This is a genomic window from Streptomyces sp. S465 (genome assembly GCF_026898115.1).
Classification (GTDB): domain Bacteria; phylum Actinomycetota; class Actinomycetes; order Streptomycetales; family Streptomycetaceae; genus Streptomyces; species Streptomyces luomodiensis.
Genome location: NZ_CP114036.1, coordinates 7,894,067 through 7,920,672, shown reverse-complemented (window position 1 = coordinate 7,920,672; position 26,606 = coordinate 7,894,067). Strand labels below are relative to the sequence as shown.

Genomic DNA, 26,606 nt, shown 5'->3' with positions numbered 1-26,606 from the left:
ATGGCCATGTATCATCGAGACCACTGTTGATCATGACTCGATACGACAGTTCGGTGTCGCCGGATTTCTGGAGACGGACGTGTACCAATCCGTATCCGTCCTTGTCCTGCCGGGCCTGCGAAGACGACGAGTTGAGGGATCGGTGCCGTGAGCCGATGCGAGTCCATGTCCGCGTCCGCTGAGCGACTCCGGGAGCGGGATACCGCCGTCGCGGTGATCGGAGTGTCCTGCCGGCTGCCGTCCGCGGCGGATCCCGCGCAGTTCTGGCGGCTGCTGTCCAGCGGGTCGAGCGCGGTCTCACAGGTGCCGCCGGGCCGATGGGACAGCGGGGCCGCGTCCTCCGGCGAGACCGGCTGGGGTGCCTTCCTGGACGACGTCGACGGTTTCGATGCGGAGTTCTTCGGGATCTCTCCGCGTGAGGCGCGGGCGATGGACCCGCAGCAGCGCCTCGTACTGGAGCTGGGCTGGGAGGTCCTGGAGGACGCGGGTCTGCCGCCGGCCGCGGTACGCGGCAGCGACACCGGGGTGTTCATCGGGATGACCGCGGATGACTACGGTGCGCTGGACCGGCTCAGAGGACCGGCGGCGATCGGTCATCACACCCTGACCGGCCTGAACCGCAGCATGGCCGCGAACCGGCTGTCCTACGTCCTGGGACTTCGGGGACCGAGTCTGGTGGTGGACACCGGGCAGTCGTCGTCGCTGGTGGCGGTGCACCTGGCCTGCGAGAGCCTGCGGCGCGGGGAGTCGGCCACCGCGCTCGCCGGTGGTGTGCACCTCAATCTGATCCCGGACAGCGCGGAGGCCGCGGCCCGGCTCGGCGCCCTGTCCCCGGACGGCCGGTGCTTCACCTTCGACGCACGTGCCAATGGGTATGTGCGCGGCGAGGGTGCGGGGATGGTCCTGCTCAAGCCGCTGGCGAGGGCGTTGGCCGACGGGGACGAGATCCTGTGCGTCATCGAGGGGAGCGCGGTCGGCAACGACGGCCCCGGCGACGGTCTGACCACACCCGACCCCGAGGGGCAACGGGCGGTCATCCAGACCGCCTGCAGGCGTGCGGGCGTCGACCCGGCCGCGGTCCAGTACGTGGAACTGCACGGGACCGGCACCCGGGTGGGCGACCCGGTGGAGGCCGCGGCGCTCGGCGCGGTGTACGGGGCGGGCCGGGCCACGGACAGCCCCCTGCTGGTCGGTTCGGCGAAGACCAACGTGGGACACCTGGAGGGCGCCGCGGGCATCACCGGCCTGATGAAGGTCGTGCTGTCGCTGCGGAACGGCGAACTCCCGGCGAGCCTGAACTTCGAACACCCCAACCCGCGGATCCGTTTCGGCGAGTGGAACCTGGATGTGGTGACGTCGACCCGTCCCTGGCCCTACCGCGACGGCCGTGCCCTGGCCGGGGTGTCGTCGTTCGGCATGGGCGGCACCAACTGCCACCTGGTGGTGTCCGCCACCGAGCCGACGTCCCAGAACACGTCCGCGGCGACGGACCCGGACACCGGCGCGGCGGACTGCGCTCTGATGGCGGGTGGCACCGTGCCGTGGCCGGTCTCGGGCCGGACCCCCGGGGCACTGCGTGCGCAGGCCGACCGCCTCGCGTCCCATCTGGCCGGGAACGACCGGCTCCGTCCGGTGGACGTGGGCTTCTCCCTGGCGACCACCCGGACCGCGTTCGACCACCGTGCCGTCGTCCTCGCGTCGGACCGGTCGGCCGCCTCGGAGGCGCTGACGGCGCTGGCCGACGGCGCGTCCGCGCCGGGCGTGGTGCGGGGCGTCGCCGATGTCGAGGGCAAGACGGTGTTCGTGTTCCCCGGGCAGGGGGCGCAGTGGGCGGGCATGGGCGTCCGGTTGATGGCGGAGTCCCCGGTGTTCGCCCGGCGGCTGGCCGAGTGTGCCGCCGCGCTCGCACCGCATGTGGACTGGTCGCTGGTGGAGGTGCTGCGGCAGGCCGAGGGGGCGCCGTCACTGGAACGGGTGGATGTGGTCCAGCCCGCCTCCTGGGCGGTGATGGTCTCCCTCGCGGCGGTGTGGCAGGCACACGGGGTGGTCCCGGACGCGGTGGTGGGCCATTCCCAGGGAGAGATCGCGGCGGCGTGCGTGTCCGGTGCCCTCTCCCTGGAGGACGCGGCCCGGGTGGTAGCGCTGCGCAGCCAGACCATCGCACGCCGCCTGGCGGGGCGGGGCGGCATGCTGTCGGTGGCGCTGCCCCGGGCCGAGGCCGAGGAGCGGCTGCTCCGCTGGGACGGCCGCGTGTCGATCGCGGCGGTCAACGGGCCGGGCTCGGTGGTGGTCTCCGGTGAGCCGGCGGCGCTGGACGAGCTGTTCGAGGAGCTGTCGGGCGCGGAGGTGCGGGTGCGCCGGGTCGCGGTGGACTACGCCTCGCACTCGGCCCAGGTGGAGCGGGTGCGCGAGGAGTTGACGGCCGCGCTGGAGGGCATCCGCCCGCGCCGGGCCGAGGTGCCGTTCTTCTCCACGGTGACCGGCGAGTGGCTGGACACCACCGGTATGGACGCCGGGTACTGGTACCGCAATCTGCGGCGGACCGTCGGCTTCGAACCGGCCGTCCGGACGCTGCTCGGCCAGGGCCATCGCGTCTTCGTCGAGGTCAGTTCCCACCCGGTGCTGACCGCCGCGGTGCAGGAGGTCATCGATACGACCGACGTCAAGGCGGTCACCGTCGGCACGCTGCGCCGGGGGCTGGGAGGGGCCGACCGGTTCCTGACCTGTCTGGCGGAGGTGTACGTCCGCGGTGTGCCGGTGGACTGGCCGCGGCTGTTCACCGGGACCGGTGCCCGGCGGGTGGCCATGCCGACGTACGCGTTCCAGCGGGAGCGGTACTGGCTCCAGGAGCCGGCCGGCGAGGTCGCGGTGCGCGATGCCGTTCCGGCCGTTGTGGCGCCGGTGACCGGGCACACCACCGATCCGGAGCCGGAGCGTGGGGGATCCGCTGCCCGGTGGACCCGCGCCGAGGTGGCACGGCTGGTCCGCGCGGAGACGGCGGTGGTCCTGGGCTTCGCCGACGCGGAGCGGGTGGACCCGGCGCGGCCCTTCAAGGAACTGGGCTTCGACTCGGCGATGACGGTGGAGCTGGCGACCCGGCTGAGGGCCGCGACCGGACTGCGGGTGCCCAACACCGTGCTGTTCGACCACCCCACGCCGGCCGCGTGCGCGGAACATCTGGCCACGCGGCTCACCGGCCCGGTGACCGGCGACGCGTCGCCGGCGCCCCGCGCCGTACCGGAGGACGACCCGGTGGTGATCGTGGGCATGGCCTGCCGCTACCCGGGCGGGGTGACCTCACCGGAGGAGCTGTGGGAACTGGTGTCGGGCGAGGCGGATGCCATCTCCGACATGCCCGTCAACCGGGGATGGGCGCCGGAGACGGTGGCGACCGGCAGGCCGGGCGGGTTCCTGTACGACGCGGACCGCTTCGACGCGGCGCTGTTCGGGATATCCCCGCGCGAGGCGGAAGCCATGGACCCGCAGCAGCGGCTGGCCCTGGAGGTGAGCTGGGAGGCGGTGGAACGGGCCGAGATCGCTCCGTCGTCACTGCACGGCAGCAGCACCGGGGTGTTCCTCGGGGCGATGGCCCAGGACTACGGTCCGCGGCTCAAGGACGGCGCCGGTGCCACGGAGGGATATCTGCTGACCGGCACGTCGCCGAGCGTCCTGTCCGGCCGCGTCGCCTACGCCCTGGGGCTGCGGGGGCCCGCGCTGACCGTGGACACGGCGTGCTCGTCGTCCCTGGTGGCGCTGCACCTGGCGGCGCAGGCGCTGCGCGGTGGCGAGTGTTCCCTGGCGCTGGCCGGCGGTGTCACCGTGATGTCGGAGCCCGGGATCTTCGTGGAGTTCGCCCGGCAGGGCGGCCTGTCGCCCGACGGCCGCTGCAAGGCGTACGCGGAGGCCGCGGACGGCACCGGCTGGTCCGAGGGGGTGGGCATCCTGGTGCTGGAGAGGCTGTCCGACGCGGTCCGGGCCGGCCACCGGGTGCTGGCGGTGCTGCGCGGTTCCGCGGTCAACTCGGACGGGGCGTCGAACGGCCTGACCGCGCCCAGCGGAATCGCGCAGCGGCAGGTGATCGGCCAGGCCCTGTCCAGTGCCGGCCTGGCCCCCTCGGACGTGGACGCGGTGGAGGGACACGGCACCGGTACCCGGCTGGGTGACCCGATCGAGGCCCAGGCGCTGCTCGCCACCTATGGACAGGGCCGGGACCCGGACCGTCCGCTGCTGCTGGGGTCGCTCAAGTCCAACATCGGGCACACCCAGGCCGCCGCCGGTGTCGCGGGCGTCATCAAGATGATCCTGGCGATGCGGCACGGCGTATTGCCCCGGACCCTGCATGTGGACGCGCCGTCGTCGCAGGTGGACTGGTCGGCCGGCGCGGTGGAACTGCTCACCGGGGCCACCCCGTGGCCACCGGCCGAGCGACCTCGCCGCGCGGGCGTGTCGTCGTTCGGGATCAGCGGCACCAACGCGCATGTGATCGTCGAACAGCCACCGCCGGATCGGCCCGACCGGCCCAGCGCGCGGCCACCGGCCGGATCGCCGGCGGAGCTGCGGCCCGGTGTGGTGCCCTGGCCGGTCTCGGCGCGTACCCAGGCCGCGCTGGACGGGCAGCTGGACAGGCTGGCCGCCTTCGTGTCCGACACCGGCGCGGCGGCGCCGGACATCGGCTTCTCCCTGGCCACGACACGCTCCGAACTGGAGCACCGCGCCGTCCTCCTGGCCGCGACGGACACCGCCGGGGACGGTGCCGCGCGGCCTTGGAAGGTGGCCGAGGGCCTGGCGGGCGACCCCGGCCCGATGGCGCTGTTGTTCGCCGGCCAGGGTGCCCAGCGGCTGGGGATGGGACGCGAACTGCACGCCCGGTACCCGGTGTTCGCGGCGGCGTGGGACGAGGTCTGCGCGCTTCTGGACGGCGAGCTGGAACGGCCGCTGCGCGAGGTGGTGTTCGGCGACGACGCGGAGGCGCTGAACCGCACCGCATACGCCCAGCCCGCGCTGTTCGCCCTCGAGGTGGCCCTGTTCCGGCTGCTGGAGTCCTGGGGGGTGGCGCCGGATCTGCTGATCGGGCATTCGGTCGGGGAGATCGCGGCGGCGCATGTGGCCGGGGTGCTGTCCCTGCCCGACGCGTGCACCCTCGTCGCCGCCCGCGGACGGCTGATGCAGGCGCTTCCGGAGGGCGGGGCCATGGTCGCGCTGCGGGCCGCCGAGGACGAGGTGACGCCGCTGCTCGCCGGCTGCGGGGACCGGGTGGGACTCGCCGCCGTCAACGGACCGCGGGCGGTGGTGGTCTCCGGGGACACCGGCGAGGTGGAGGCCATCGCGGACCGCTTCGCCGCCGACGGCCACAAGGTGACCCGGCTGCGGGTCAGCCACGCGTTCCACTCCCCGCTGATGGCGCCGATGCTGGAGGACTTCCGCACGGTCGCCAAGGGTCTGGCCTTCGGCGAGCCGCGTATCCCGATCATCTCGACCGTCACCGGTGAGCGGATCGACGCGGAGCGGATCCGCACCCCCGACCACTGGGTTCAGCACATCGTGCGGACCGTGCGGTTCGCCGACGCGGTCGGCGCCGCGGCACGGGCCGGTGCGCGCACCTTCCTCGAACTGGGCCCGGACGCCACGCTGTCGGTGCTGACGCAGGACGCCCTGCCCGACGTGGCGCGGGTGGAGGCCGTGTCCCTGCTGGGCAAGGACCGCGGCGAGGAGTCCACGGCGGTGACGGCCGCTGCCCGGCTGTATGTGCGGGGTGTGCCGATCCGGTGGGCCGAACTGTTCGCCGGTACCGGCGCGCGCCGGATCGCGCTGCCGGCCTACGCGTTCCAGCGGGAGCGGTACTGGACCACGCCCGTCGCCGGCACATCGGCGACCGGCGTGGTCCCGGCGGGGCTCGGCGGTGTGGACCATCCGCTGCTCGGCGCGGTCGTGGAACTGCCCGAGACCGGTGGTCTGCTGTACACCGGCCTGCTGTCGGTGGCGGCGCTTCCATGGCTGGCCGACCATGTGGTGGCCGGGCAGGTGACCTTCCCCGGCGCCGGATTCGTCGAGCTGGCGATACGGACGGGCGACGAGGTCGGCTGCGCCCTCGTGGAGGAGCTCACCCTGCTCGCACCGCTGGTGTTGTCCGGGCAGGACGACGGCGGGGTGCGGATCCAGGTGGCGCTCGGTGGCCCCGGCGACGACGGCCGGCGCACCCTGAGCATCCACTCGCGGCCCGCCGGCACACCCGATGTGCCCTGGACGCGGCACGCCACCGGCACGCTCGCGCCGGGCGCCCCCGCGGCCGACGCCCATGACCGGCGGGCGTGGCCGCCCGCGGACGCCGTACCCGTCGATCTCGACGCGTTCTATGAGCGGCGGCGCGCCGCCGGGCTCGCCTACGGGCCGGCCCTCCGGGCCGTCCGGGCGGCCTGGAGGGCCGGCGAGGAGGTACTGGCCGAGGTCGCGCTCCCCGAGGGGCTCGCCGACGAGGCCGACGCCTTCCGCCTCCATCCCGCCCTGCTGGACGCGGCGCTGCACCTGGCCTCGCCGGCCGTGCTCGACGGCCCGGACGGCGGGCGGCTGCCGGCGAGCTGGGCCGGGGTGTCCCTGCACGCCGTGGGCGCGTCGGTGCTGCGGGTGCGGATGAGCAGGACGGGCGACGACACGGTCACACTGACCGCCGCCGACACCGCGGGCGATCCGGTGGCGACCGTGCGCACGCTGACGCTGCGTTCGCCGGACGTCCACCCTCCGGCGGCCACGGCGGCGCGGCTGCTGCTGCGCCTGGACTGGCTGCCCGCCCCGGCGCCGGACACCGCGGGGCACGACCCGGTGGCGGCCGGGGAGGCGGTGCTGGTCCCGGTCGCCGCGCCGGTCGGCGTGCCGGTGCCGGAGGCGGTCCGTACCGTCACCGCGTCCGTGCTCGACACAGTGCGACACCACCTGAACGCGGACGAGGCGGCCGACGGGGCCGACGCGGCCGAGGCCGGTGACGGCGGGCCCGCCCGGGTGGTGTTCGTGACCCGCGGAGCGGTGGCCACGGCACCCGGCGCGGCCCCCGACGTGGTGGCGGCCGCGGTGTGGGGGCTGGTGCGATCGGCCCGGCAGGAGAGCCCCGGCCGGTTCGTCCTGCTCGACCTGGACCCCGCGGACGACGATGATCCGGTGCCGGCCGCCGCGGCGGCACTCCGCGCGGCGCCGGACCGCGATGAGCCCGAACTGGCGCTGCGCCACGGGCAGTTGCTGATCCCTCGGCTGGCCTCCGTCGAGGTCACGGACCCGGCGGCGCCGGAGAGGGTGTGGGGCGGCGACGGCACCGTGCTGATCACCGGCGGCCTCGGCGGTCTCGGCGCGCTGATCGCCCGGCACCTGGTCACCGCGCACGGGGTGCGCCACCTGGTGCTGGCCGGCCGTCGGGGGGCCGACACCGAGGGTGCCGGGGAACTGCTGGCCGAGCTGAGCGGGCGGGGTGCACGGGTGACCGCCGTCGCCTGCGATGTCTCCGACCGCGCGGCCGTCGCGGCCCTGCTGACGGCGATCCCGGACGAGCACCCGCTGACCGGTGTGGTGCACGCCGCCGGTGTGCTCGACGACGGACTGGTCGCGGCGCTGGCTCCGGACCGGCTGGACACGGTGTTCCGCCCGAAGCTGGACGGCGCGTGGCATCTGCACGAGCTGACCCGTGACCTGGGTCTGAGCGCGTTCGTGGTGTTCTCCTCGGTGTTCGGCGTCCTCGGCAACGCGGGGCAGGCCGGTTACACCGCGGCGAACGCGTTCCTGGACGCGCTGGCGCGGCGGCGGACCGCCGAAGGGCTCGCGGGCCTGTCCATCGGCTGGGGGCCGTGGCCCCAGGACAGCGGGATGTCCGCCGCGCTGAGCGACGCCCAGCTGCGGCGGATCACCGCGGCCGGGCTGCCGACGCTCTCCGTCGATCAGGGGTTGGCCTGGTTCGACGCCGCGGGCGCGGTGGACGAGGCCGTCGTCGTCGCCGCACGCGTCGACCGGGCCGCCCTGCGCGCGCGGCACACCGTGCCCGCCGTCCTGCGCGGCTTGGTCCCCGCCGGAACCGCCCGCCGGGCCGCGGCCACCGAGCACGGCTCCGGCCTGCCGACCGGGCTGACGACCGACCAGGCCCGTGCCGCCCTGTCCCAGTTGGTGCGTGAGCAGGTGGCTTCGGTGCTCGGGCACGCGGATCCCCTGGCGGTCGCGAGCGGGCGGACGTTCAAGGACATGGGCTTCGACTCCCTGACCGCCGGCCAGTTGCGGAACGCGCTGCGGAAACGGACCGGCCTGAGCCTGCCGTCGACCCTGGTCTACGATCACCCGACGCCCGACGCCCTGGCCGGCCACCTGTGGACCGCACTGTACGGCGGCGCCGACAAGCGAGCGGAGAGCGCCGAGCCGGCCCCGGCCGCGGCGGCGGCCCCGACGGCCGGGGCGCCCGCTGAGGAGCCGATCGCGATCATCGGAATGAGCTGCCGGTTTCCCGGCCGGGTGCGCTCGCCCGAGCAGCTGTGGGAGCTGCTGGCCGAGGGCGTGGACGCCACGTCTCCGCTGCCCGCCGACCGCGGCTGGGGTCCGGGTGTGTACCACCCCGACCCGGACCGCACGGGCACGACCTACTCGGCGGCGGGCGGCTTCCTCGACGGCGCGGCCGAGTTCGACGCGGCGTTCTTCGGCATCTCCCCGCGCGAGGCCGCCGCGATGGACCCGCAGCAGCGGATGCTGCTGGAGCTGGCCTGGGAGGCGTTCGAACGCGCCGGGATCGACCCCACGTCCCTGCGGGGCAGCATGACGGGCACCTTCGTCTCGGCGACCGCCCAGAGTTACGGCGCGGACGTGTCCGCGGACTCCGACGGCTATCAGCTCACCGGCACCCTCCCGAGCGTGCTGTCGGGCCGCCTCGCCTACCTGTTCGACCTGGGCGGACCGGCCGTGACGGTGGACACGGCCTGCTCGTCGTCCCTGGTCGCGCTGCACATGGCGTGCCAGTCGCTGCGCTCGGGGGAGAGCACCCTCGCCCTCGCCGGCGGCGCCACGGTGCTGACCGGCCCCGACACCCTCGTCTCGCTGAGCAGGCACCGGGTGATGGCGCCCGACGGGCGGTGCAAGGCGTTCGCCGAGTCGGCGGACGGCATGGGCATCGCCGAAGGCGCCGGTCTGCTGGTGCTGGAGAGGCTGTCGGACGCGGTCCGGCACGGCCACCGGGTGCTGGCGGTCGTCCGCGGATCGGCGGTGAACTCCGACGGCGCGTCCAACGGGCTGACCGCGCCGAGCGGACCGGCCCAGCAGCGGGTCATCCGGCAGGCTCTCGCCAACAGCGGGCTGTCGGCGTCCGATGTCGACGCGGTCGAGGCACACGGAACCGGCACCGCGCTGGGCGATCCGATCGAAGCCCATGCCCTGCTGGCCACCTACGGCCAGGACCGGGGTGGCAATCCGCCGCTGCTGGTCGGCTCGGTCAAGTCCAACATCGGACACACCCAGGTGGCCGCCGGTGTCGCGGGGGTCATCAAGATGGTGATGGCGATGCTCCACGGCGAGCTGCCGAAGACCCTGCACGTCACCGAACCGTCCTCCCGCGTCGACTGGGACTCGGGCGCGCTCAGGCTGCTGACCGAGGCCGCGCCGTGGCCCGACCTCGGCCGGCCGCGGCGGTGCGCGGTGTCGGCGTTCGGCATGAGCGGGACCAACGCCCACGCCATCCTGGAGCAGCCCCCACGGCCCGCCGGTCGACCCGCGCTCGCGGATCCCGCGCCGGACCGGCCGGTGGCCTGGCCACTGTCCGGCACGTCGGCCGGAGCGCTGCGCGCCCAGGCCGCGAAACTCCTCGCACACCTGGACGACCACCCCGGACTGCGGCCCGTGGACGTCGGCTATTCACTGGCCACGACCCGTGCCACGTTCGAGCACCGGGCGGTGCTGGTGGGCGACGACCTGGCGGCGCTGCGTGGCAGCCTGGCGGCCCTGGCCGAGGGCACTGGGTCGCCCGCCGTGGTGCGGGGCACGGCGGGCGAGCGCCGTCCGGTGGTCTTCGTGTTCCCCGGGCAGGACGCGGCATGGGCGGGAATGGCGGCCGAACTGCTCGATGTCTCCCCCGTCTTCGCCGACCGCGTCGCGGCGTGCGAGGCGGCCCTGGCCCCGTACCTCGACTGGTCGCCCACCGGTGTGCTGCGCGGCGAGTTGGGCGCTCCCCCGATGGACGGGCGGCCCGATGTGCTCCAGCCCGTGCTGTGGACGGTCATGGTCTCGCTCGCCGCCCTCTGGCGCTCGTTCGGCGTCGAACCGGCCGCCGTGATCGGCCACTCCCAGGGCGAGGTCGCCGCCGCCTGCGTCAGCGGCGGTCTGTCACTGGACGACGGTGCCCGCGTGGTGGCGCTGCGCAGCCGGCTCATCCGCGAGCGCCTGTCCGGGCGCGGCGCGATGATGTCGGTGATGGCGACGCCGGAGCGGGTACGGGAGTTGCTGGACGGGACGTCCGGCGCGGTGTCGATCGCGGCGGTCAACGGACCGAGGACGGTGACGCTCTCCGGCGATCCGGCCGCGCTCGACGAGGTCGAGCGCGGTCTGTCGGCCGCCAGGATCATGCGCTGGCGGCTGGGCGGGGTGGACTTCGCCGCCCACTCGGCGCAGATCGACGAGATCGAGGCAGAGCTGCTCGAGCTGCTGGCACCGGTGCGGCCCCGCCCGTCCCAGGTGCCGTTCTACTCCACGGTGACCGGGAACCGTCTGAACACCGAAGAGCTGGACGCCCGGTACTGGTGCCGGAATCTGCGGCAGACCGTGTCCTTCGCCGAGACCATGGCGGCTCTCGTCCGCGAGGGCTACGGGGCCATGATCGAGGTCGGCCCGCATCCGGTGCTCGCGGTCGGCACCAGCGAGATCATCGAGCACGCGGGCAGCCCGGCGGTCACCCTGGGCACCCTGCGCCGCGACGACGGTGGTTGGGACCGTGTCCTTCGCGCGCTCGGGGAGGCCCATGCCCACGGCGTGCCCGTCGACTGGGGCACGGTGCTGTCCGGCGGGCGCACGGTGGACCTGCCCACCTACGCGTTCCAGCACGAGACATACTGGAACGCCCCGCCCGCCACCGCTCCCGGACGGGCCCACTCCGCCGACGAGCCGCTGTGGGAGGCCGTGGGCCAAGGGGATGCCACCGCGGTCGCCACCCTGCTCGGCCTCGAAGCCGAGTACACCGAGTACAAGGACGCGCTCGACGCGGTGCTCCCGGCGCTGTCGGCGTGGCGCAGGCGGCAGGACGAGCACACCCTGACCAGCGCGCGGCGCTACCGGACGGTGTGGACGCCGCTGCGGGTCCCCGCCGCCCCCGCACTGGCCGGAACCTGGCGGGTCCTCACCACCGATGGCATCGACGACGCCGATGTGGTGTCCGCGCTGACCGCGCACGGCGCCCGGGTGGACCGGGTGGTCCTCGACGGGGCCTGCGCCGATCCCGAGGTGCTGGCGGAACGGCTCGGCGACCTCGACGGCACGGCCGGAGTGCTGTCGCTGCTCGCGGCGGCCGAGGAGGCGGACAGCGGCGAGCCCGTACTGCCCGCCGGTCTGGCGCTGACCGTGTCGCTGATCCAGGCGCTGATGGGGGCCGGCGCCGAGCTGCCGCTGTGGACGGTGACCCGTGGCGCGGTCTCGACCGGCCCGGCCGACCCGGTGCGCGACCCGCGGCAGGCGATGGTCCTCGGACTCGGGCGCACCGCGGCCGTGGAGGCGACATCGCTGCGCGGCGGGCTGGCCGACCTGCCGGAGCGGCTCGACCCCGAGGCGGCCAGGCGGTTCGCCGCCCTGCTCGCGATGGGCCCGGGAGACGAACAGGCGGCGGTGCGCTCCTCGGGCGTGCTCGTCCGGCGGCTGGAGCGGGCGACGGCACCGGCCGACGCGCCCGGCACCTGGGTGCCCGGCGGCACGACCCTGGTGACCGGCGGCACCGGGACGCTCGGCAGCCGGGTCGCCCGCTGGCTGGCCCGGCAGGGAGCCGGGCACCTGGTGCTGCTGAGCCGGAGCGGCCTCGCGGCACCGGGCGCGCCCGAGTTGGCGGCCGAGCTGACCGCCCAGGGGACGAGCGTCGAGGTGGTGCGGTGTGATGTGACCGACCGGGCCGCCGTGGCCGCGGTACTCGACCGGCTCTCGACGGACGGCACTCCGGTGCGCGCGGTGGTGCACACGGCGGGGACCCGCGCCCTCGGCCCCCTCGGCACGGCGAACCTCGCGCATGTCGCCGACGCGGTGCGCGCCAAGGTGGCGGGCGCCGCGCACCTCGACGAACTGCTCGGCGACACCCCGCTGGACGCCTTCGTGCTCTTCTCCTCACTGGCCGGTGTCTGGGGCATCGGCGACCACGGGGCGCAGGCGGCGGGCGACGCGTATCTGGAGGCGCTGGCGGCACAGCGCCGCGCCCGCGGCGCCTGTGCGACGGCGATCTCCTTCAGCCCCTGGGAGGAGGCCCGCCCGCGGCTGAACCGGCAGGACGGCGAGCACCTCATCCGCAGCGGGATGGCCTTCCTCGACGGCGACGTGGCCCTGGCCGGGCTCGCCCAAGCGCTGCATGAGCAGCGGACCACGCTGACGGTCGCCGACATCGACTGGGAGCGCTATCTCTCCGTCGTCACCGCGGCCGGCTCCCGCCCGTTCTTCGGCGAGCTGCCGGAGGCACGGTCCCTCGCCGTGCCCGCGGCCCCGAGCCGCGACGGCGAGTTCGCGGTGCGACTGCGGAGCCTTCCCGCCGGGGAACGGCGCAGAGACCTCCTGGACCTGGTGCGGAGCGAGGCCGCCGTGGCTCTCGGCCACTCGTCCGGTGAGGCGATCGGCGAGCACTCGGCGTTCCGCGACCACGGCATGGACTCCCTCGCGGCGATCGACCTGCGCAACCGGCTTGCCGCGGCACTGGGCACGCCGCTGCCCAGCACCGTCGTCCTCACCCACCCCACCCCGGCCGACCTGGCCGACCATCTCCTCGACCAGCTCGCCGCGCCGCCGGCACAGGACGGCGCCACCGACGTCGTCCCGACGGCCGACCTGGTCACCCGGCTCCACCGCGAGGCCATGCGGACGGGCCGGGTGAACGAGGCCGAGACCCTGCTCCTGGACCTCGCCGCCCTCCGGCCCAAGGGCAGTGGGCCCCTCCCGCCCACGGTCGACCGGCTCACCACCGGCACCTCGGGCACCCACGTGTTCTGCGTGGCCCCCATCGTGCCCCTCACCGGGCCCCACACCTACTACGCGCTCGCCCAAGCGCTCCCCGACGACTGGTCGGTCTCCTGTCTGACGCCTCCCGGCTTCGGCACCGACGAGGAACTGCCCGCCACCCGGGAAGCACTCGTCGAAGGGCTGGCCCGAGCCGTGGTCGCGAGCACCGGCGGCGACACCGCCGAGCCGGTGATCCTCCTGGGCACCTCGTCCGGCGGCATCCTCGCGCACGAGACGGCCCGCCGTCTCGCGGACCGCGGCACCCCCGTACGGGCGGTCGTCCTCGTGGACACCTACATCCTGGAGTCCGCCACCGCCCGAGCGCTCCAACCCCACCTGTGGCACGGGCTGTACGAACGCGAGCACCTCACCGACGGCTACACCGCCACCGACCTGTCCGCCTACGCCTGGATGGAACGGCTCCTGCGCACGTGGGCCCCCGCGCCGACCCCCTTCCCGACCCTGCTCCTGCGCGCCTCGGACCCCTTCCCCGTACCGGACGGGACGGCCCCGGTGCCGCCCGACTGGCAGACGGTCCTTCCGCACCTCACCACCACCCTCACCGCTTCGGGCAACCACTTCACCCTCGTCAACCAGCACGCCGCCACCACCGCCGCCCACATCGCCGACTGGCTCACCATGCCCGGCTGACACGCGCCGCGTGGGGCGCCCCCGGCCGGGGGCGCCCCTGACGGTCAGCCGGCGGTGTGCCGCGCGGCCAGGTCGACGCCGTCCCGCATCGGCGGCCGGCTGCCGCTGACGTGCACCGGCGTGGGCAAGGCCCTGCTGGCGTTCTCCGGCGACGAGCCGACCGAGGAGGTGCTGGCGGAGCCACTGCCCCGGCTCACCCCGCATTCGGTCACCGACCCGGCGCGGCTGCGCACCGCCATCGAGCAGATCCAGGTGTCCGGCCTCGCCTATGAGGAGCAGGAGGCGGCCCTGGGCGTCAGCTGCGTCGCCTCTCCCGTCTTCGACGGGCCGACGGCCGTGGCCGCCCTGTCCGTGGCCGTGCCGCGGGCCCGCTTCCGCCCCGCCCAGCCGGCGCCGGCCGTGCGGACGGCCGCCCCCGGCCTGTCCCGGGTGCTGCGTTCGGGCCGGGACGCGGGGCGTGGCGACCGCTCCTGATGTCGCGGCGCGCCGCGACCCGGTCGTGGAGTCGGCCCGACCGTCACCGGCGGCGAGCGCCACCGCGCCGCTGACGCCGTGTGGGCAACGTTCTCGCAACGTGGCGGGGAGTGTGCTGAATGGGGCCCCTGGCAACCCGGTGACCACGATCGGAGAGGGATCGCCCATGGACCGTATCGCCCTGACACCGGCCGCCGCCGAGCTGATCCGCAGACTGCGGGCGGAGCACGGCCCGTTGATGTTCCACCAGTCCGGCGGATGCTGTGACGGCAGCGCGCCGATGTGCTACCCGCTCGGTGAGTTCCGTACCGGCGGATCGGATGTGCTGCTCGGGGAGCTGGAGGTGGACGGGGTCCAGGAGCCGGTGGGGTTCTGGATGTCGGCCTCGCAGTTCGAGCGGTGGCGGCATACGCATCTCACGGTGGACGTGGTGCCGGGCCGCGGCAGCGGTTTCTCGCTCGAGGCGCCGGAGGGCGTGCGCTTCCTGATCCGCTCACGGCTGCTGGAGCAGGCGAACCCTCTGGAGCAGGCCCACTCCCCGGAGCAGGCGGGCTGAGCGGCGCGCCCGCGGGGGCGCGAGCGGCCGCCGCCAGGGCGGCGGCCCGCGCCCTCAGCTGGCGTCGGCCAGCGCCAGGGTGTGCAGCCGCTCGGGCGGGCCGGGCCGGGCGTAGTACCAGCCCTGGGCGGTGTCACAGCCGAGCACCCGCAGATGCTCGGCCTGGACGGCGGTTTCCACGCCCTCGACCGTCACCGCGAGGTCCAGCGTATGGGCCAGCGAGACGATCCCCTCGACGATCTTGACGTCGACCGGATCGGCCGGGGCGCGCTGCATGCCCCGGGTGAAGGAGCGGTCCAGCTTGAGGGTGCTCACCGGGAGCCGGCGCAGGTACGACAGATTGGAGTAGCCGGTGCCGAAGTCGTCCAGGGCGATGTCCACACCCAGGTCGGCGAGTTGCCGCAGGGGCCGCAGGGCGCTCTCGTCGGCGCCGACGAGGTCGTTCTCGGTGACCTCCAGGCAGAGCGCGCTGGGGCACAGCCCGGAGTTCTCCAGGACCGCCACCGTGTCGGAGACCAGGGTGGGATGGCTCAGCTGGCACGGCGAGAGATTGACGTTGACGCGCAGCGGCTCACCGCCGGGCTCGGCTGAGTCGCGCCACTCGCACGCCTGCCGGGCGGCCTGCTCCAGCACCCAGCGGCCGAGCGGGACGATCAGCCCGGTGTCCTCGGCGAGCGGGATGAACTGGTCCGGGCCGAGCACTCCGTGCACCGGATGCAGCCAGCGGACGAGCGCCTCCGCACCGCGCACGGTGCCGTCGGCGAGCCGTACCAGCGGCTGGTACTCGATGAAGAACTCGCCCTTCTCCAGGGCGGAGGGCAGCCCGTTGGTGAGGCTGTGGCGGGCGATCACCCGGGCGTTGGAGTCGGCGTCGGCGAGCTCGTAGCGATTGCCGCCCGCGGCCTTGGCGCGGTACATGGTGATGTCGGCGCTGCGCAGCACCTCGGCCCGGCCGATCTCCCCGGCCCGGCCGTCGACCACGCCGATGCTGGCCCGCACCTGGAGCTCACGGCCCTCGACCCGGACGGGTTCGGCGAGCGCGGCGAGCATCCGGCGGGCCAGCGCGGTGCCTTCGGCCTGCGCCGCGGGGCCGGTGACCAGGGCGAGGAACTCATCGCCGCCGACCCGGGCGATCAGCTCGTCGGGGGTCCTGACACAGCTCTGGAGGCGTTCGGCGACGGCCTTGAGCATCCGGTCGCCGACGGCGTGCCCGAGGCTGTCGTTGACCGCCTTGAAGCCGTCCAGGTCCAGGTAGCACACGCCGAACCGCTCGGCGTCGGCGTCGGCGGCGAGCACCTGGTCCAGCCGCTCCAGGAACAGGGTGCGGTTGGGCAGCCCGGTCAGCTCGTCATGGGTCGCCTCGTAGCGCAGCCGCTCCCGCAGCAGCCGGTGCTCGGTGATGTCCTCGGCGAGGGCGAGCTGGTACTGCGGGGCACCGCCGGAGTCGCGCAGCAGGATGACGGTCAGATTGGTCCACAGCACGCTGCCGTCGTCGCGGTAGTGCGGCTTCTCGATGCGGAAGTGGTCGCGTTCGCCGCTGATCAGCTCGCGGTAGAGCTCATGGGCGCCCGGTACGTCATCGGGGTGGACGAACTCGGTGACGTTGCGGCCGGGGCGGAAGAAGTCCATCCCGCCGAACATCCGGGCCAGGGCGTCGTTGACGACGAGCACCTCGCCGTCGAGTCCGGCGATGCCGACGCCCATGACCGCGCCCTCGAAAACGGCCTGGAACTTGGCCTCGCTCGCGTGCAGCGCCTTCTCGGCCTCGGACCGGGCGGCCAGCGCGGCCCGCGCGATGGCCTCCTGCTCATCGCGCTCGCGCTTGCGCAGCTCGCGGACGAATCCGGCGGCGAGGGCGTGCTGGAGCCGCACACAGCGGGCGCGCGCCTCCTCGTCCGTCAGCGGCTCTTCGACCCTCAGCGGCTTCCCGTCCGTCAGCGGCTTCCCGTCCGTCAGTGGCCCGGCCGGCTCGGAGGGCAGCCCGGGGGCCGCCGAGCATGACACCAGATGCGCGTCGATGACGCCCAGGATCGCGGGCAGCGCCTCGGGCTCGGTGCACTGGGCGCCCACCAGCGCGGCACCGACCTCGTACGCCGCCTCGGCGTCGAAAGGGGAGGTGCGCAGGGCGACGCTCAACCGGCGGGCCAGCGGCAGCAGATAGTCCTCGAACTCGTCGGGCTTCATCGTCGTGGCCGCCAGCGGGTGGACGGCCCGGCACCAGATGCCCGCGAACCGCCTCAGCGCGTCGCTCTCCGTGGGGGCGAGGTTCCCGGCGGCGTCCCCGGCGCCGCCGTCACATCTCGGCCCGCCCGGTCCGGAGGTCATATCGTGCGCTCCCCCGGGCGACCGACATGGGGTGTGCCCCTGTCGCCTGGCCCGTCCTCGCCCGCCGCGTCCTCGCTTGCGGCGTCGATGCCCTCCGGCCGCCAGTCCACGTCCTGCACTTCCTTCGCCCTCTTCCGGCTTCCGGGGCCGCCCTCGGGTCGTCCGCGTCCTCGGGGAAGTTGAGCACGCCGGAGAGCGGCACGGCAACCCGCTGCTGAGGCGAGATTACTGATCAACCGTTCGATGAGGAAAGGAAAAACGGAAATCTTCAATCCGGATGTGATCGCGGCGACGCGCGCGGCCGGGTGATACCGGGCACCTGCCACGGTCATCTGCCGACGGCCCGAGGCCCACGCTGACCTCGTCCCTCCAGTGGGCGTTCCAGTGAAAGCGGACCGCGAAGCCCGCTTCCGGAGCCCGGTTCTGGCGGGGCGCCAACCTCGTTGATCGGCATCCGAATTGGGAAATGCGTCACTTCCGTACACCTCGGCGCGGCCTCCGGCACCCAGGATGCCGAACACCTCGCACCATTTTCGCCCCCATGCGGTGAATTGCCATGAATCGGGTACTCGCGATACTCGCAATATGCACCGTTTTCGACACATGAGGACACACGGAGTGACGCGATGGCCCCACCAGCCGCCGCCCACGATCCGCTGTTGCACCGCTGCCTGACCCTGTTCAGCGGCTTCGACGGGATCGAGGACCAGGACGAGGCAGCGATCCTGCGCCGGGCGATGGCGCAGGTCAGCGCGGTCGGGACGGGCCGCGCCGAGGCGGGATGTCTCGGCGACGGCGAGGACGGCATCGTCCGCACGCTGCACCGGGGTCGAGCGGTTCGTCCGGGAGTGGCTGGGCCCGCTGCTGGACTACGACGCCCTGCACCACACGGACCTGGTGGAGACCCTCTCCGAGTACGTCGACCGCGGCGGCAACTACAGCCGGACGGCCGTGGCGCTCGTCATCCGCCGCTCGACCCTCCGCTACCGGCTGCGGCGCATCCGCGAGATCGGCGGCAGCGATCTGGCGGACGTGGACAGCCGGCTCAACCTCCACGTGGCCACCCGCATGTGGAAGATCATGAGGAACGGCCCCGAGTGACCGGGGCGTCGCCGGGCACCCGTGGCCGAGGCACGGCATCACACGACGAGGCGGGATCCGCACATGAGCGACAAGAACGAGAGCCTGGCGCGCAACCTGCTCGACCAGCAGGGCACCACCTTCGCCACCGAGGCCGGGATCAAGCTCCGCAACACCCCCGGCCCGCTCTACCAGCTGCTGGTGCTCGCACATCTGCTGTCCGCGCGGATCAGGTCCGACATCGCCGTCGCTTCCGCCCGTGCCCTCTTCGACGCGGGGATGCGCAGCCCGCGGCGGATGGCGGAGGCCACCTGGCAGCAGCGGGTCGACGCGCTCGGCGAGGGCGGCTACCGGCGCTACGACGAGCGGACCGCCGGCCAGCTGGGCGAGGCGGCCGAGCTGGTGAACCGGGAGTACCGGGGGGATCTGCGGCGGATGCGCGAGGCCGGGGACCCCGGGAAGCTGCTGCGGGAGATCAACGGCATCGGCCCGGCCGGGGTGAACATCTTCCTGCGGGAGGCACAGGGCGTATGGCCCGAGTTCGCCCCGTACTTCGACCGCAAGGCGCTGGACGGCGCCGAGCGCGTCGGGTTGCCGAAGAGCGCCGAGGCGCTGGGGCGGCTGGTGGCCGAGGAGGACCTCCCCCGGCTGGCCGCGGCCCTGGTCCGGGTCGCGCTGGACGCGGACGCCGCGCGGGAGGTGCGCGCCGCCGCGTGACGGAGCGTGGTCAGCGGCGGCGGGTGTTGAGCCGGGCGGCCTGGCGCGTCAGGTGCTCGCGCTCGGCGAGGCTGGGTGCCTTCCCGGCCGCCTCGGCGTACAGCCGTGCCGCCGTCGCCAGGTCCCCGTCGCGCTCGTGGAGGTACGCCGCCACCGCGGCGTGGCGAGGCAGGGAGGCGTCCAGCGCCGCGAGCGCCGCCAGCCCGGCGCGCGGTCCGTCGGCCTCGCCGACGGCCACCGCGCGGTTGAGCCGGACCACCGGGCTGTCGGTCAGGCGGGCCAGCTCGTCGTACCACTCGACGATCTGCGCCCAGTCGGTCTCCTCGGCGGTGGGCGCGTCGGCGTGCAGTGCCGCGATGGCGGCCTGGGCCTGGAACTCGCCCAGCCGGTCGCGGGCCAGGGCCGCCTGGAGGAGCTCGACGCCCTCGGCGATCGCCTCGGTGTCCCACCGGCCGCGGTCCTGCTCGGCGAGCGGCACCAGGCTGCCGTCGGGCGCGGTCCGGGTGGCGCGCCGGGCGTGGTGGAGCAGCATGAGGGCGAGCAGCCCCGCCACTTCGGGGTGGTCGACCGCGGCCGCGAGCTGCCGGGTGAGCCGGATGGCCTCGGCGGCGAGGTCGACGTCGCCGGAGTAGCCCTCGTTGAAGACCAGGTAGAGGACGCGCAGCACGGTGGCCACGTCGCCGGGCTGGTCGAACCGCACACCGGAGACGGTGCGCTTGGCCCGGCTGATCCGTTGCGCCATGGTCGCCTCGGGCACCAGGTAGGCCCTGGCGATCTGGCGGGTGGTCAGCCCGCCGACGGCGCGCAGCGTGAGCGCGACCGCGGACGAGGGGGTCAGGGACGGGTGGGCGCAGAGGAAGTAGAGCTGGAGCGTGTCGTCCACCCCGGGCGCGGGGCCGGGCGCCGGCTCCTTCTCGACGAGGTCCTCACGCCGGCGGCGGGCGGTGTCCGCCCGGGTGGCGTCGAGGAACTTGCGCCAGGCCACGGTGATCAGCCAGCCCTTCGCATCCCGTCTGGGGTATCCCTTGCTCGAAGAGCTTGGGGAAGGGTCGGCCGGCCCGACGCGGACCGCCTCGACGAGTGCGTCCTGCACGGCGTCCTCGGCCGCCGCGAAATCGGCTCCGCGGCGGACGAGGACGGCGAGCACGCTCGGCGTCAGGCTCCGCAGCACGGCCTCGTCCATCGATGACTCGTGCATCGGCTCGTGCACCGACTCGTTCACCGGCCCGTTCTTCGGCTCGTGCATCGTTGAGGTCACTCCAAACGAGGGACAGCGATGGGTGAAAGAAGTCCACCGAGCGAGGCTCCGGCCTCGTGGGCGGCGTTAGCCCGGCGTGGACCCCGAAGACCCCAAAGAGATTGTCCGGCGTGGGTACGACATTGCCTCCTCGCGCTATGACGAGGCATATGGCGCGGAGACGAAGTACCGGCAGTGGCTCAGCGATGTGCGGCAACGGATCCCGCCCGGCGGGACGGTGCTGGACCTGGGATGCGGAAGCGGGGTGCCGGTCGCCCGTGATCTGGCCGCCGATGGCTACCGGGTCATCGGTGTCGACATCAGCGAGGTACAGATTCGACGGGCCAGGGCGCGGGTGCCCGAGGCGGAGTTCATCTGCGCCGACGCATCGGCCGTGTCCTTCGAAGCCGCTTCCTTCGACGCGGTCGTTTCCTTCTACGCTCTCATCCATATTCCGCTGCCCGAACAGCCGCCGTTGCTGCGGAGGATCGCCGAGTGGCTGCGCCCGGGGGGCTGGTTCGTGGCCACCACCGGGTACGGTGCGCGGACCGATGTCGAGGAGAACTGGCTCGGTAGCGGTGCCGCGATGTGGTGGAGCCACGCCGACGCGGCCACGAACCGCACCTGGATCACTGAGGCCGGTCTGACCGTCGAACGGGAAGAGTTCGTTCCGGAAGGCGCCGGCGGACATGCCCTGTTCTGGGCACGTCGGGGCGCCCTTTAGCACCGCACGGTCGTCCGTGGTGACGGTATAGGCTCTGGCGCTGCGGGTCGAACGCGTCGTCAAGTCGGCAGCTGCCACCACCAGTCGAACGAGGAGGCTTGTCATAGGCGCCAAGCAGGGCAATGTCATGGTAATGACACGACGGTTGTCGTTATTCATGGTCGACTCGGTCATGTCCACGGTCCCGTCGTTCATCGTGCTGTGGGCAGTCTCCCGGGTCGCCGATGCGGACACCTACGGAACTGTCGCCATCGGACAGGCCTTCGGAGTGATTGGAGCAATTGCCGTCATATGGGGGTGGGAAATTGCCGGGCCACCGGTCATCGCCCGAGCAGATCCACAGGCACGCAAAGACTACTATGCCGAGTCGATCGGCGCGCGGATATGGTTGTTCGTTCCCGCCGTCTTTTTCGGAGTGATCGGCCTCTGGTTCGCCACCGATCACTCCTACCTGGCCATCGTCGCGGGTCTGACCGGAACGCTTTCCGGACTGTCGCCGTCCTGGTTCTACATCGGCACGGGCGACAGTCGTTCCTTGGTTCTTCTCGAAACCGTTCCGAACGTAGCGGCAACTCTGTTGGGTGCTTGGCTGACGGTGCTGTCCGGGTTTGTGCTGCCGATTCTTGTGCTGCCGTTGCTGGGCGCGATGGTAAGTCCTGTTGTCGCGTCCGTACAGATTCTGGGTTCGCGACGGCTGCGTGCCAGTGACTTCCACTTCTCCAATGTCGTGGCGGCGTTGCGCAAGGATGCCGCCGCCGCGGCCACGGGTGCCACGACAGCGCTGTATGTGACGCTCCCCGTGCTTCTTCTGGCAGCCGTGAACCACGGTGCGGTCGCGTCCTTCGCCGCGGCGGAACGCCTCGAGCGGTCCGCACTCTCTCTGGCGACGCCTGTCACCAAGGTTCTCCAGGGCTGGGTGCCCTCGACAGATCAGCGGCTGGTGGTCCCCAGAATCCTTCGGGCACTGGTGATCGGGGTGGCAACCTCCGCCACGTTGGCGACCGCCGCCGCGTGCACCGCCGCACCCATTCTTCGCCTCACCACGGACGGCGAAATCTCGATTTCGCTTGCCTCTTCGCTTTTCCTGGGCCTCATCGTCGGCGCCATCGCTCTCTCGCAAGTCACGGGCATCGTGTGCCTGGCCAGTCTCGGTCTCTTTGCCAAGGTTCTGACCAGCACCATCCTCGGGGCCGTCGTCGGATTGGTGCTCGTGCCCGCGATCGGCCACCACTACGGCACCGCCGGCGCCTTGGCCGCTCTGGCGGTCGCGGAGCTGACCGTACTTCTCTACCAGCTCTGGGCCGTGCTGACGGCTCTCCGCGAGCTGAAGGAGGCGCCGCGAGCCGAACTCGTGGGCGCGGAGGGCTGACTCGGTTCTTCGTGACCCGCACGGTGTGCGGTGCCGCCGTATCGCGCGGCACCGCACACCGTCGTCCGAGCGGGGTCAGCGGGACTCCTTCGCATCGAAAAGGAACGCCCCCTGGGTGTCCGGCGAGACCAGGTGGCTCGCCGACGCCCGATACATCCGGGCCAATTTCGGCCAATTCCACCAGAGCCGCGCATGCTCCTTCAGCAAGCCTTTGAGGGAACTCACGAACAGCGAACGGCTCCGCCTGCGCCGGGACACCAGATTCCCATTGGGAAAGTAGATGTCGACCGCGTCACGGTGACCGATGTCCCGCCATTCGTCCATCGCGGCAGGAAGCACCGGGGCAACCGTATGCCGCCGGTCCGTGAACGCGTGTCGGCATATCAGCGCGCAGATCCGCAGCAGTGTGGCGATCTTGCTTTTCGGCGATGTGTGATCGCTCCTGTGCGGTGTCGCTTCGACTGAGATGTCATCGGGGTCCTCAGCCCGTTCCGAGGCATCAAGGAAACCCTGGCGCAAGCTGTTCAATGACGCCAGTTTGCCATCGGACTCCCGGAGCAGATCCGCCGGCTCTCGATGCAGATCGATCAGCGCTTGGCACCTGAGAGCGGCAGTCGAGTAGCGCATGCACAACAGCGACTCGATATCGAAGGCGAGATTCGTCAGGACAACGCCGGTGCCGCGACGATGCGGCGAGTGGATCAAGGCGGCAATGCAGCGATTACGCAGAAGATAATAGGCTTGCCAATTGTGAGCGTCCTTCTCCCGCCAGGACTCGTGCCATACCCCGAACCCCGGAAGACTGACCGTGGGGATGCCATGCGCACCGGCCCGGAGCCCGTACTCGATATCATCCCACTTGATGAAAACAGGCAGCGGAAGCCCAATGGATTTTATGACGTCGACCGGAATGAGACATGTCCACCAGGCGTTGTAGTCGACATCGAAACGCCGGTGGAGCCAGGGAGTCTTCCGCAGGTCATGGAGCGACAAGTCGAATGAATCAACAACTCCGGGTACCGAATCCCACATGTAGTCACGCCGGTCGATCCCCTCACCGAACGTGGACAGCACACACGGTTCGTTCATCTCGAACATATGGGCACCCACGATCGTGGGATCCCGGCAGAAATCGGCGAAAGCCAAGCCCCTGATGAAGCTTTCCGGGTCCACGGCCACGTCATCGTCCATGACGACTACGTAATCACTCAGTTCCTCCCTGATGGCTTCGTACATGCCGCGCCCGAACCCTCCGGCTCCGCCCAGGTTCCGCTGCTTCACGACCCGCAGCCGACGGATCACTTCGGGGTCAAGGTCACCGAAGTGCGGATTGTCCTCGACCGGATACCGCCGGCCGTGATCGACGACGACGATATGTTCCACCCGTCCGCCGAGGCCGATCACCTCACCGAAACTCTTCAGAAGGCCCATACAGGTTTCCGGTCGATCATGAGTCGTGATCACGACCGTCACGGTGCCCTGCTTTCCGCGGTCGTCCTGCACCTGCCATTCGGCATTCACGATCCGGACGGCCGGACCCTGCGGGGCGACCTCGAACCAGTACCACCCACCTCGCTGGAATGCGTCCAAGGGCAGAACCTCGTCGAAGGAACCGTCCTGCGCCGCGTCCTTGGAAAGCACCCGCGTTGCGTCGCCGTGCTCGTCCGACCTGAGAACCGTCACCGTGCACGCGCCGTTCACCGTGATTTTCAACCTGACGTGACGACGCGACGTCCAGGTGTGCCAATAACTGGCCGGGAAGGCGCTGAAGTAGGCCGCCATGGACGCAACTCCACCCGAAACGACTGCCCTTTCGTCGTTCCCTGTACCGTTCGCATCGCCCGCCGTCAGGGATTCAGCATGAGAGGAGACGTAGAGGGGCAGCGTTTCGATGGGGCGGTCAAGCGGAAAGCGTGTCTGCTGAACAGTTCGCCAAAGAGTCTTCCGCACGCTCTGGTGCACACCATCAGCGATCGTTGCCACTTTTCAGCTCCTTCGACGATGACGTCTCAAACGATCTGGGCCCGGCACAGACCTGTCAACCCGCTGCGCCCAGTCCCCTGCCCTGCCCCTGGACAGCTTGTGGTCGTGCAGCATCGTGACGATCGCGAACCGTGGACGGCCACCACCGGTTGCTGAAAACTCGGCCTCCAGTGTCGCGCCAGGAAGACGAAGTGCGTACCGCGAGGGGAGAAGGCCATTGCCTGCCAGTGCGATCGACCTCGACCACGTGATCGGCAAGGTGCGGACGACAGGGTACGCGGTGCTTCCGGGCGTCCTCTCGCCCGAGGAGACCCGGCGGACCAGAGAAGCACTGCACCGGTTGTCGGAGCTGGACGACGAGACCCATGGCGTCGAGCGCCTCGTCGGAATGCGGGAACGCGGCGCGCTGCGCAACCTGGCCGCCGCCGACGATGTCTTCCACGCCCTGCTGGAGACCTCGCCCGCGCTCGACATCGTCGACGCGTTCCTCGGCCCACGGGGCATACTCAACTGCTTTGACGCCCTGACCCTGTTCCCAGGGCAGGGGCGCTACCCGTGGGACTACCACACGGACCTGATGGACGTCACCGGTGTGTCGTTCCCGCCCAACAGGATTCCCGGTGTCAACGTCCTTTACTACTTCGACCGGGTGCGCGAGGAGAACGGCGCCACCTGGGTCGTCCCCGGCAGCCACCTCACCCTCGCCGACGAGCCGGACCCCGAGGTGATGGCGCCGCTGTCGGTGCCGTTGGAGGTCGAGCCCGGTGACGGCGTCGTGTTCGACGCGCGGATCTGGCACTGTGCGGGCACCAACGGCTCGGACGTGCCACGCGCCCTGATCAAGACGTTGTTCACCGCGCCCTGGTACCGGCCGCAGATGGACTTCACCCGCGCCGTGCCCGAGGACGTGCTCGCCCGGCTCAGCCCGCGCGCCCGGCGGTATCTGAACGTGCACAACGTACCGCCCACGACCGTCGACGAGCTGCGGTGGCGGCTGTTCCACGGTGACGCGGTGTACGAGGAGGAGGCCACTGCGGACAAGGTCGCGGAGGTCTGACGTGTATCTGCTGCCGTTCTTCAGCTACCGGCAGGTCGACGACGCCGTCGTCCTCACCAACCACATCACCAAGAAGCAGGCCGTCGACACCTGGGCGACCGTGGAGGCGCTGGAGGCGATCTACAACTCGCCGTCCGATCCGATCGGCCTCCCCGCGGTCGCCGAGGAGATGGAACTGGTCTTCGCGGACCGCGACGAGGCCAACAGGTGGCTCGACAGCGGTCCGTCCCGGCAGGCGGGCCGACTGCCCAAGATCGAGCAGATCGAGCTGACCAACCGCTGCCCGTACACCTGCAAGATGTGCCCGCGCACCTTCGAGATGGACCGCGGCCTCGGCGACATGTCGCTGGAGCTGTTCGACTCGATCATGAGCCAGGTCAGCGGTGACACGAAGTTCTGCGCACTGCACCACTTCGGGGAGTCCTTGCTGCACAAGGGCGTCGGCGAGGCCATCGCCATCGCGCTGAGCCACGGCGTGCGCACCGGCCTGTCGTGCAATCCGCCGAGTCTGCTGCCCAAGCGGGCCGAGGCGGTCCTCACCGCGGGCATCGCGAACATGGTGCTGTCGCTGGACTCCCTGGACCCGGACGTCTACAAGTCCATCCGCGGCCGGGCGGCCCGGCTCGACGTCGCCGACCGCAATCTGCGCGAGCTGGTGCGGTTGCGCGACGAGGGCGGCTACGACACCAGCCTCACCCTCCAGATGATCAATATGCACGCCAACAACGATGAGGCCGAGCGGTTCCTCGCCTACTGCGAGGAGCTCGGTGTCGACCGCGGTGTGGTGATCCGGCTCGAGCGCTGGGACTTCGACGACGAGCTGGTGGCCGAGCTGGGCGAGCACACGTCGGCCGGTTACACCGAACCGTGCACCCGGCCGTGGAACTCCGTGGCCATCCTGTGGGACGGGCGGGTCGTCCCGTGCTGCCACGACTACAACGGCGAGAAGGTGCTCGGCAACCTTCAGCACGAGACGCTCGAGGAGATCTGGGCGAAGCCGGAGTCCCGCGAGTTCCGCTCCCGCAACGCCGAGATGGCCATCTGCGCCAAGTGCGCGTTCGGCCAGTCGTTCCGGGAGGCCAGGCGGCAGAAGGAGGGCTTCCACCGGTTCCACCGGGAGGTGACCGAGCCGGATGGCGCGCGGTGGGAGTGGTTCAATCCGCGCCTGCTCGACGCGGGCCGGACCAGGGCTTGGTACGACGGCTTCGATGTGCTGCCGGCGGTGTCCCACGAGACGGGAGCGTGAAC

At 72.1% G+C, this 26,606-nt stretch carries 11 protein-coding genes and 1 pseudogene; 9 read left to right on the top strand and 3 right to left on the bottom strand.

The features are described from left to right. Nucleotides 1-165: 165 nt before the first annotated feature. The 3 genes and pseudogenes from N6H00_RS33635 to N6H00_RS33625 all read left to right on the top strand — a co-directional run bounded on the left by N6H00_RS33635 (nt 166) and on the right by N6H00_RS33625 (nt 14,866). Complete coding sequence (locus N6H00_RS33635) at nt 166-13,836, top strand: type I polyketide synthase (RefSeq protein WP_268975607.1); 13,671 nt, start codon at nt 166-168, stop codon at nt 13,834-13,836. Between the two features lie 66 nt (nt 13,837-13,902). Next, nucleotides 13,903-14,310 (top strand): annotated as a pseudogene (locus N6H00_RS33630) (IclR family transcriptional regulator domain-containing protein); the annotation flags it as partial. A 166-nt stretch (nt 14,311-14,476) separates the two neighbouring features. Further along, nucleotides 14,477-14,866, top strand: a complete 390-nt coding sequence (locus tag N6H00_RS33625; protein WP_268975606.1) for a DUF779 domain-containing protein — start codon at nt 14,477-14,479, stop codon at nt 14,864-14,866. A gap of 54 nt (nt 14,867-14,920) precedes the next feature. On the opposite strand, the gene N6H00_RS33620 is transcribed toward N6H00_RS33625, so the two are convergent. Next, a complete protein-coding gene (locus N6H00_RS33620) occupies nt 14,921-17,191 on the bottom strand; it encodes a putative bifunctional diguanylate cyclase/phosphodiesterase (RefSeq protein WP_268975605.1) in 2,271 nt (756 codons plus the stop codon). Nucleotides 17,192-18,088: 897 nt separating this feature from the next. On the opposite strand from N6H00_RS33620, the gene N6H00_RS33615 reads away from it, so the two are divergent. After that, a complete protein-coding gene (locus N6H00_RS33615; protein WP_443073119.1) occupies nt 18,089-18,292 on the top strand; it encodes a helix-turn-helix domain-containing protein in 204 nt (67 codons plus the stop codon). Between the two features lie 63 nt (nt 18,293-18,355). Next, entirely contained in the window at nt 18,356-18,988 is a 633-nt protein-coding gene (locus N6H00_RS33610; protein ID WP_268975604.1) for an endonuclease, read from the top strand. Nucleotides 18,989-18,998: 10 nt separating this feature from the next. Here N6H00_RS33610 and N6H00_RS33605 read toward each other — a convergent pair whose 3' ends face one another. Further along, nucleotides 18,999-20,171, bottom strand: coding sequence for an RNA polymerase sigma factor (locus N6H00_RS33605; RefSeq protein ID WP_268977216.1), 1,173 nt, complete (start codon nt 20,169-20,171; stop codon nt 18,999-19,001). 151 nt (nt 20,172-20,322) lie between these two features. Between N6H00_RS33605 and N6H00_RS33600 the strand changes: the two genes are divergently transcribed. Together N6H00_RS33600 and N6H00_RS33595 are read left to right on the top strand one after the other, a co-directional pair. Next, nucleotides 20,323-20,949, top strand: coding sequence for a class I SAM-dependent methyltransferase (locus N6H00_RS33600; protein ID WP_268975603.1), 627 nt, complete (start codon nt 20,323-20,325; stop codon nt 20,947-20,949). A gap of 133 nt (nt 20,950-21,082) precedes the next feature. After that, a complete protein-coding gene (locus N6H00_RS33595; RefSeq protein ID WP_268975601.1) occupies nt 21,083-22,318 on the top strand; it encodes a hypothetical protein in 1,236 nt (411 codons plus the stop codon). 75 nt (nt 22,319-22,393) lie between these two features. Here N6H00_RS33595 and N6H00_RS33590 read toward each other — a convergent pair whose 3' ends face one another. Next, a complete protein-coding gene (locus N6H00_RS33590) occupies nt 22,394-24,301 on the bottom strand; it encodes a glycosyltransferase (protein WP_268975600.1) in 1,908 nt (635 codons plus the stop codon). A gap of 217 nt (nt 24,302-24,518) precedes the next feature. On the opposite strand from N6H00_RS33590, the gene N6H00_RS33585 reads away from it, so the two are divergent. After that, complete coding sequence (locus N6H00_RS33585) at nt 24,519-25,358, top strand: phytanoyl-CoA dioxygenase family protein (protein WP_268975599.1); 840 nt, start codon at nt 24,519-24,521, stop codon at nt 25,356-25,358. A 1-nt stretch (nt 25,359) separates the two neighbouring features. Next, the gene (locus N6H00_RS33580; RefSeq protein WP_268975598.1) at nt 25,360-26,604 is read left to right on the top strand and encodes a radical SAM/SPASM domain-containing protein; all 1,245 of its coding nucleotides are present in this window, start codon (nt 25,360-25,362) and stop codon (nt 26,602-26,604) included. The last annotated feature ends 2 nt before the right edge of the window (nt 26,605-26,606 follow it).

Coding starts and splice junctions, on each gene's coding strand:
- N6H00_RS33635 (WP_268975607.1), top strand. CDS start 166: ATGTCCGCGTCCGCTGAGCGACTCCGGGAGCGGGATACCGCCGTCGCG.
- N6H00_RS33625 (WP_268975606.1), top strand. CDS start 14,477: ATGGACCGTATCGCCCTGACACCGGCCGCCGCCGAGCTGATCCGCAGA.
- N6H00_RS33620 (WP_268975605.1), bottom strand. CDS start 17,191: ATGACCTCCGGACCGGGCGGGCCGAGATGTGACGGCGGCGCCGGGGAC.
- N6H00_RS33610 (WP_268975604.1), top strand. CDS start 18,356: ATGAGCGACAAGAACGAGAGCCTGGCGCGCAACCTGCTCGACCAGCAG.
- N6H00_RS33605 (WP_268977216.1), bottom strand. CDS start 20,171: ATGGACGAGGCCGTGCTGCGGAGCCTGACGCCGAGCGTGCTCGCCGTC.
- N6H00_RS33595 (WP_268975601.1), top strand. CDS start 21,083: ATGACACGACGGTTGTCGTTATTCATGGTCGACTCGGTCATGTCCACG.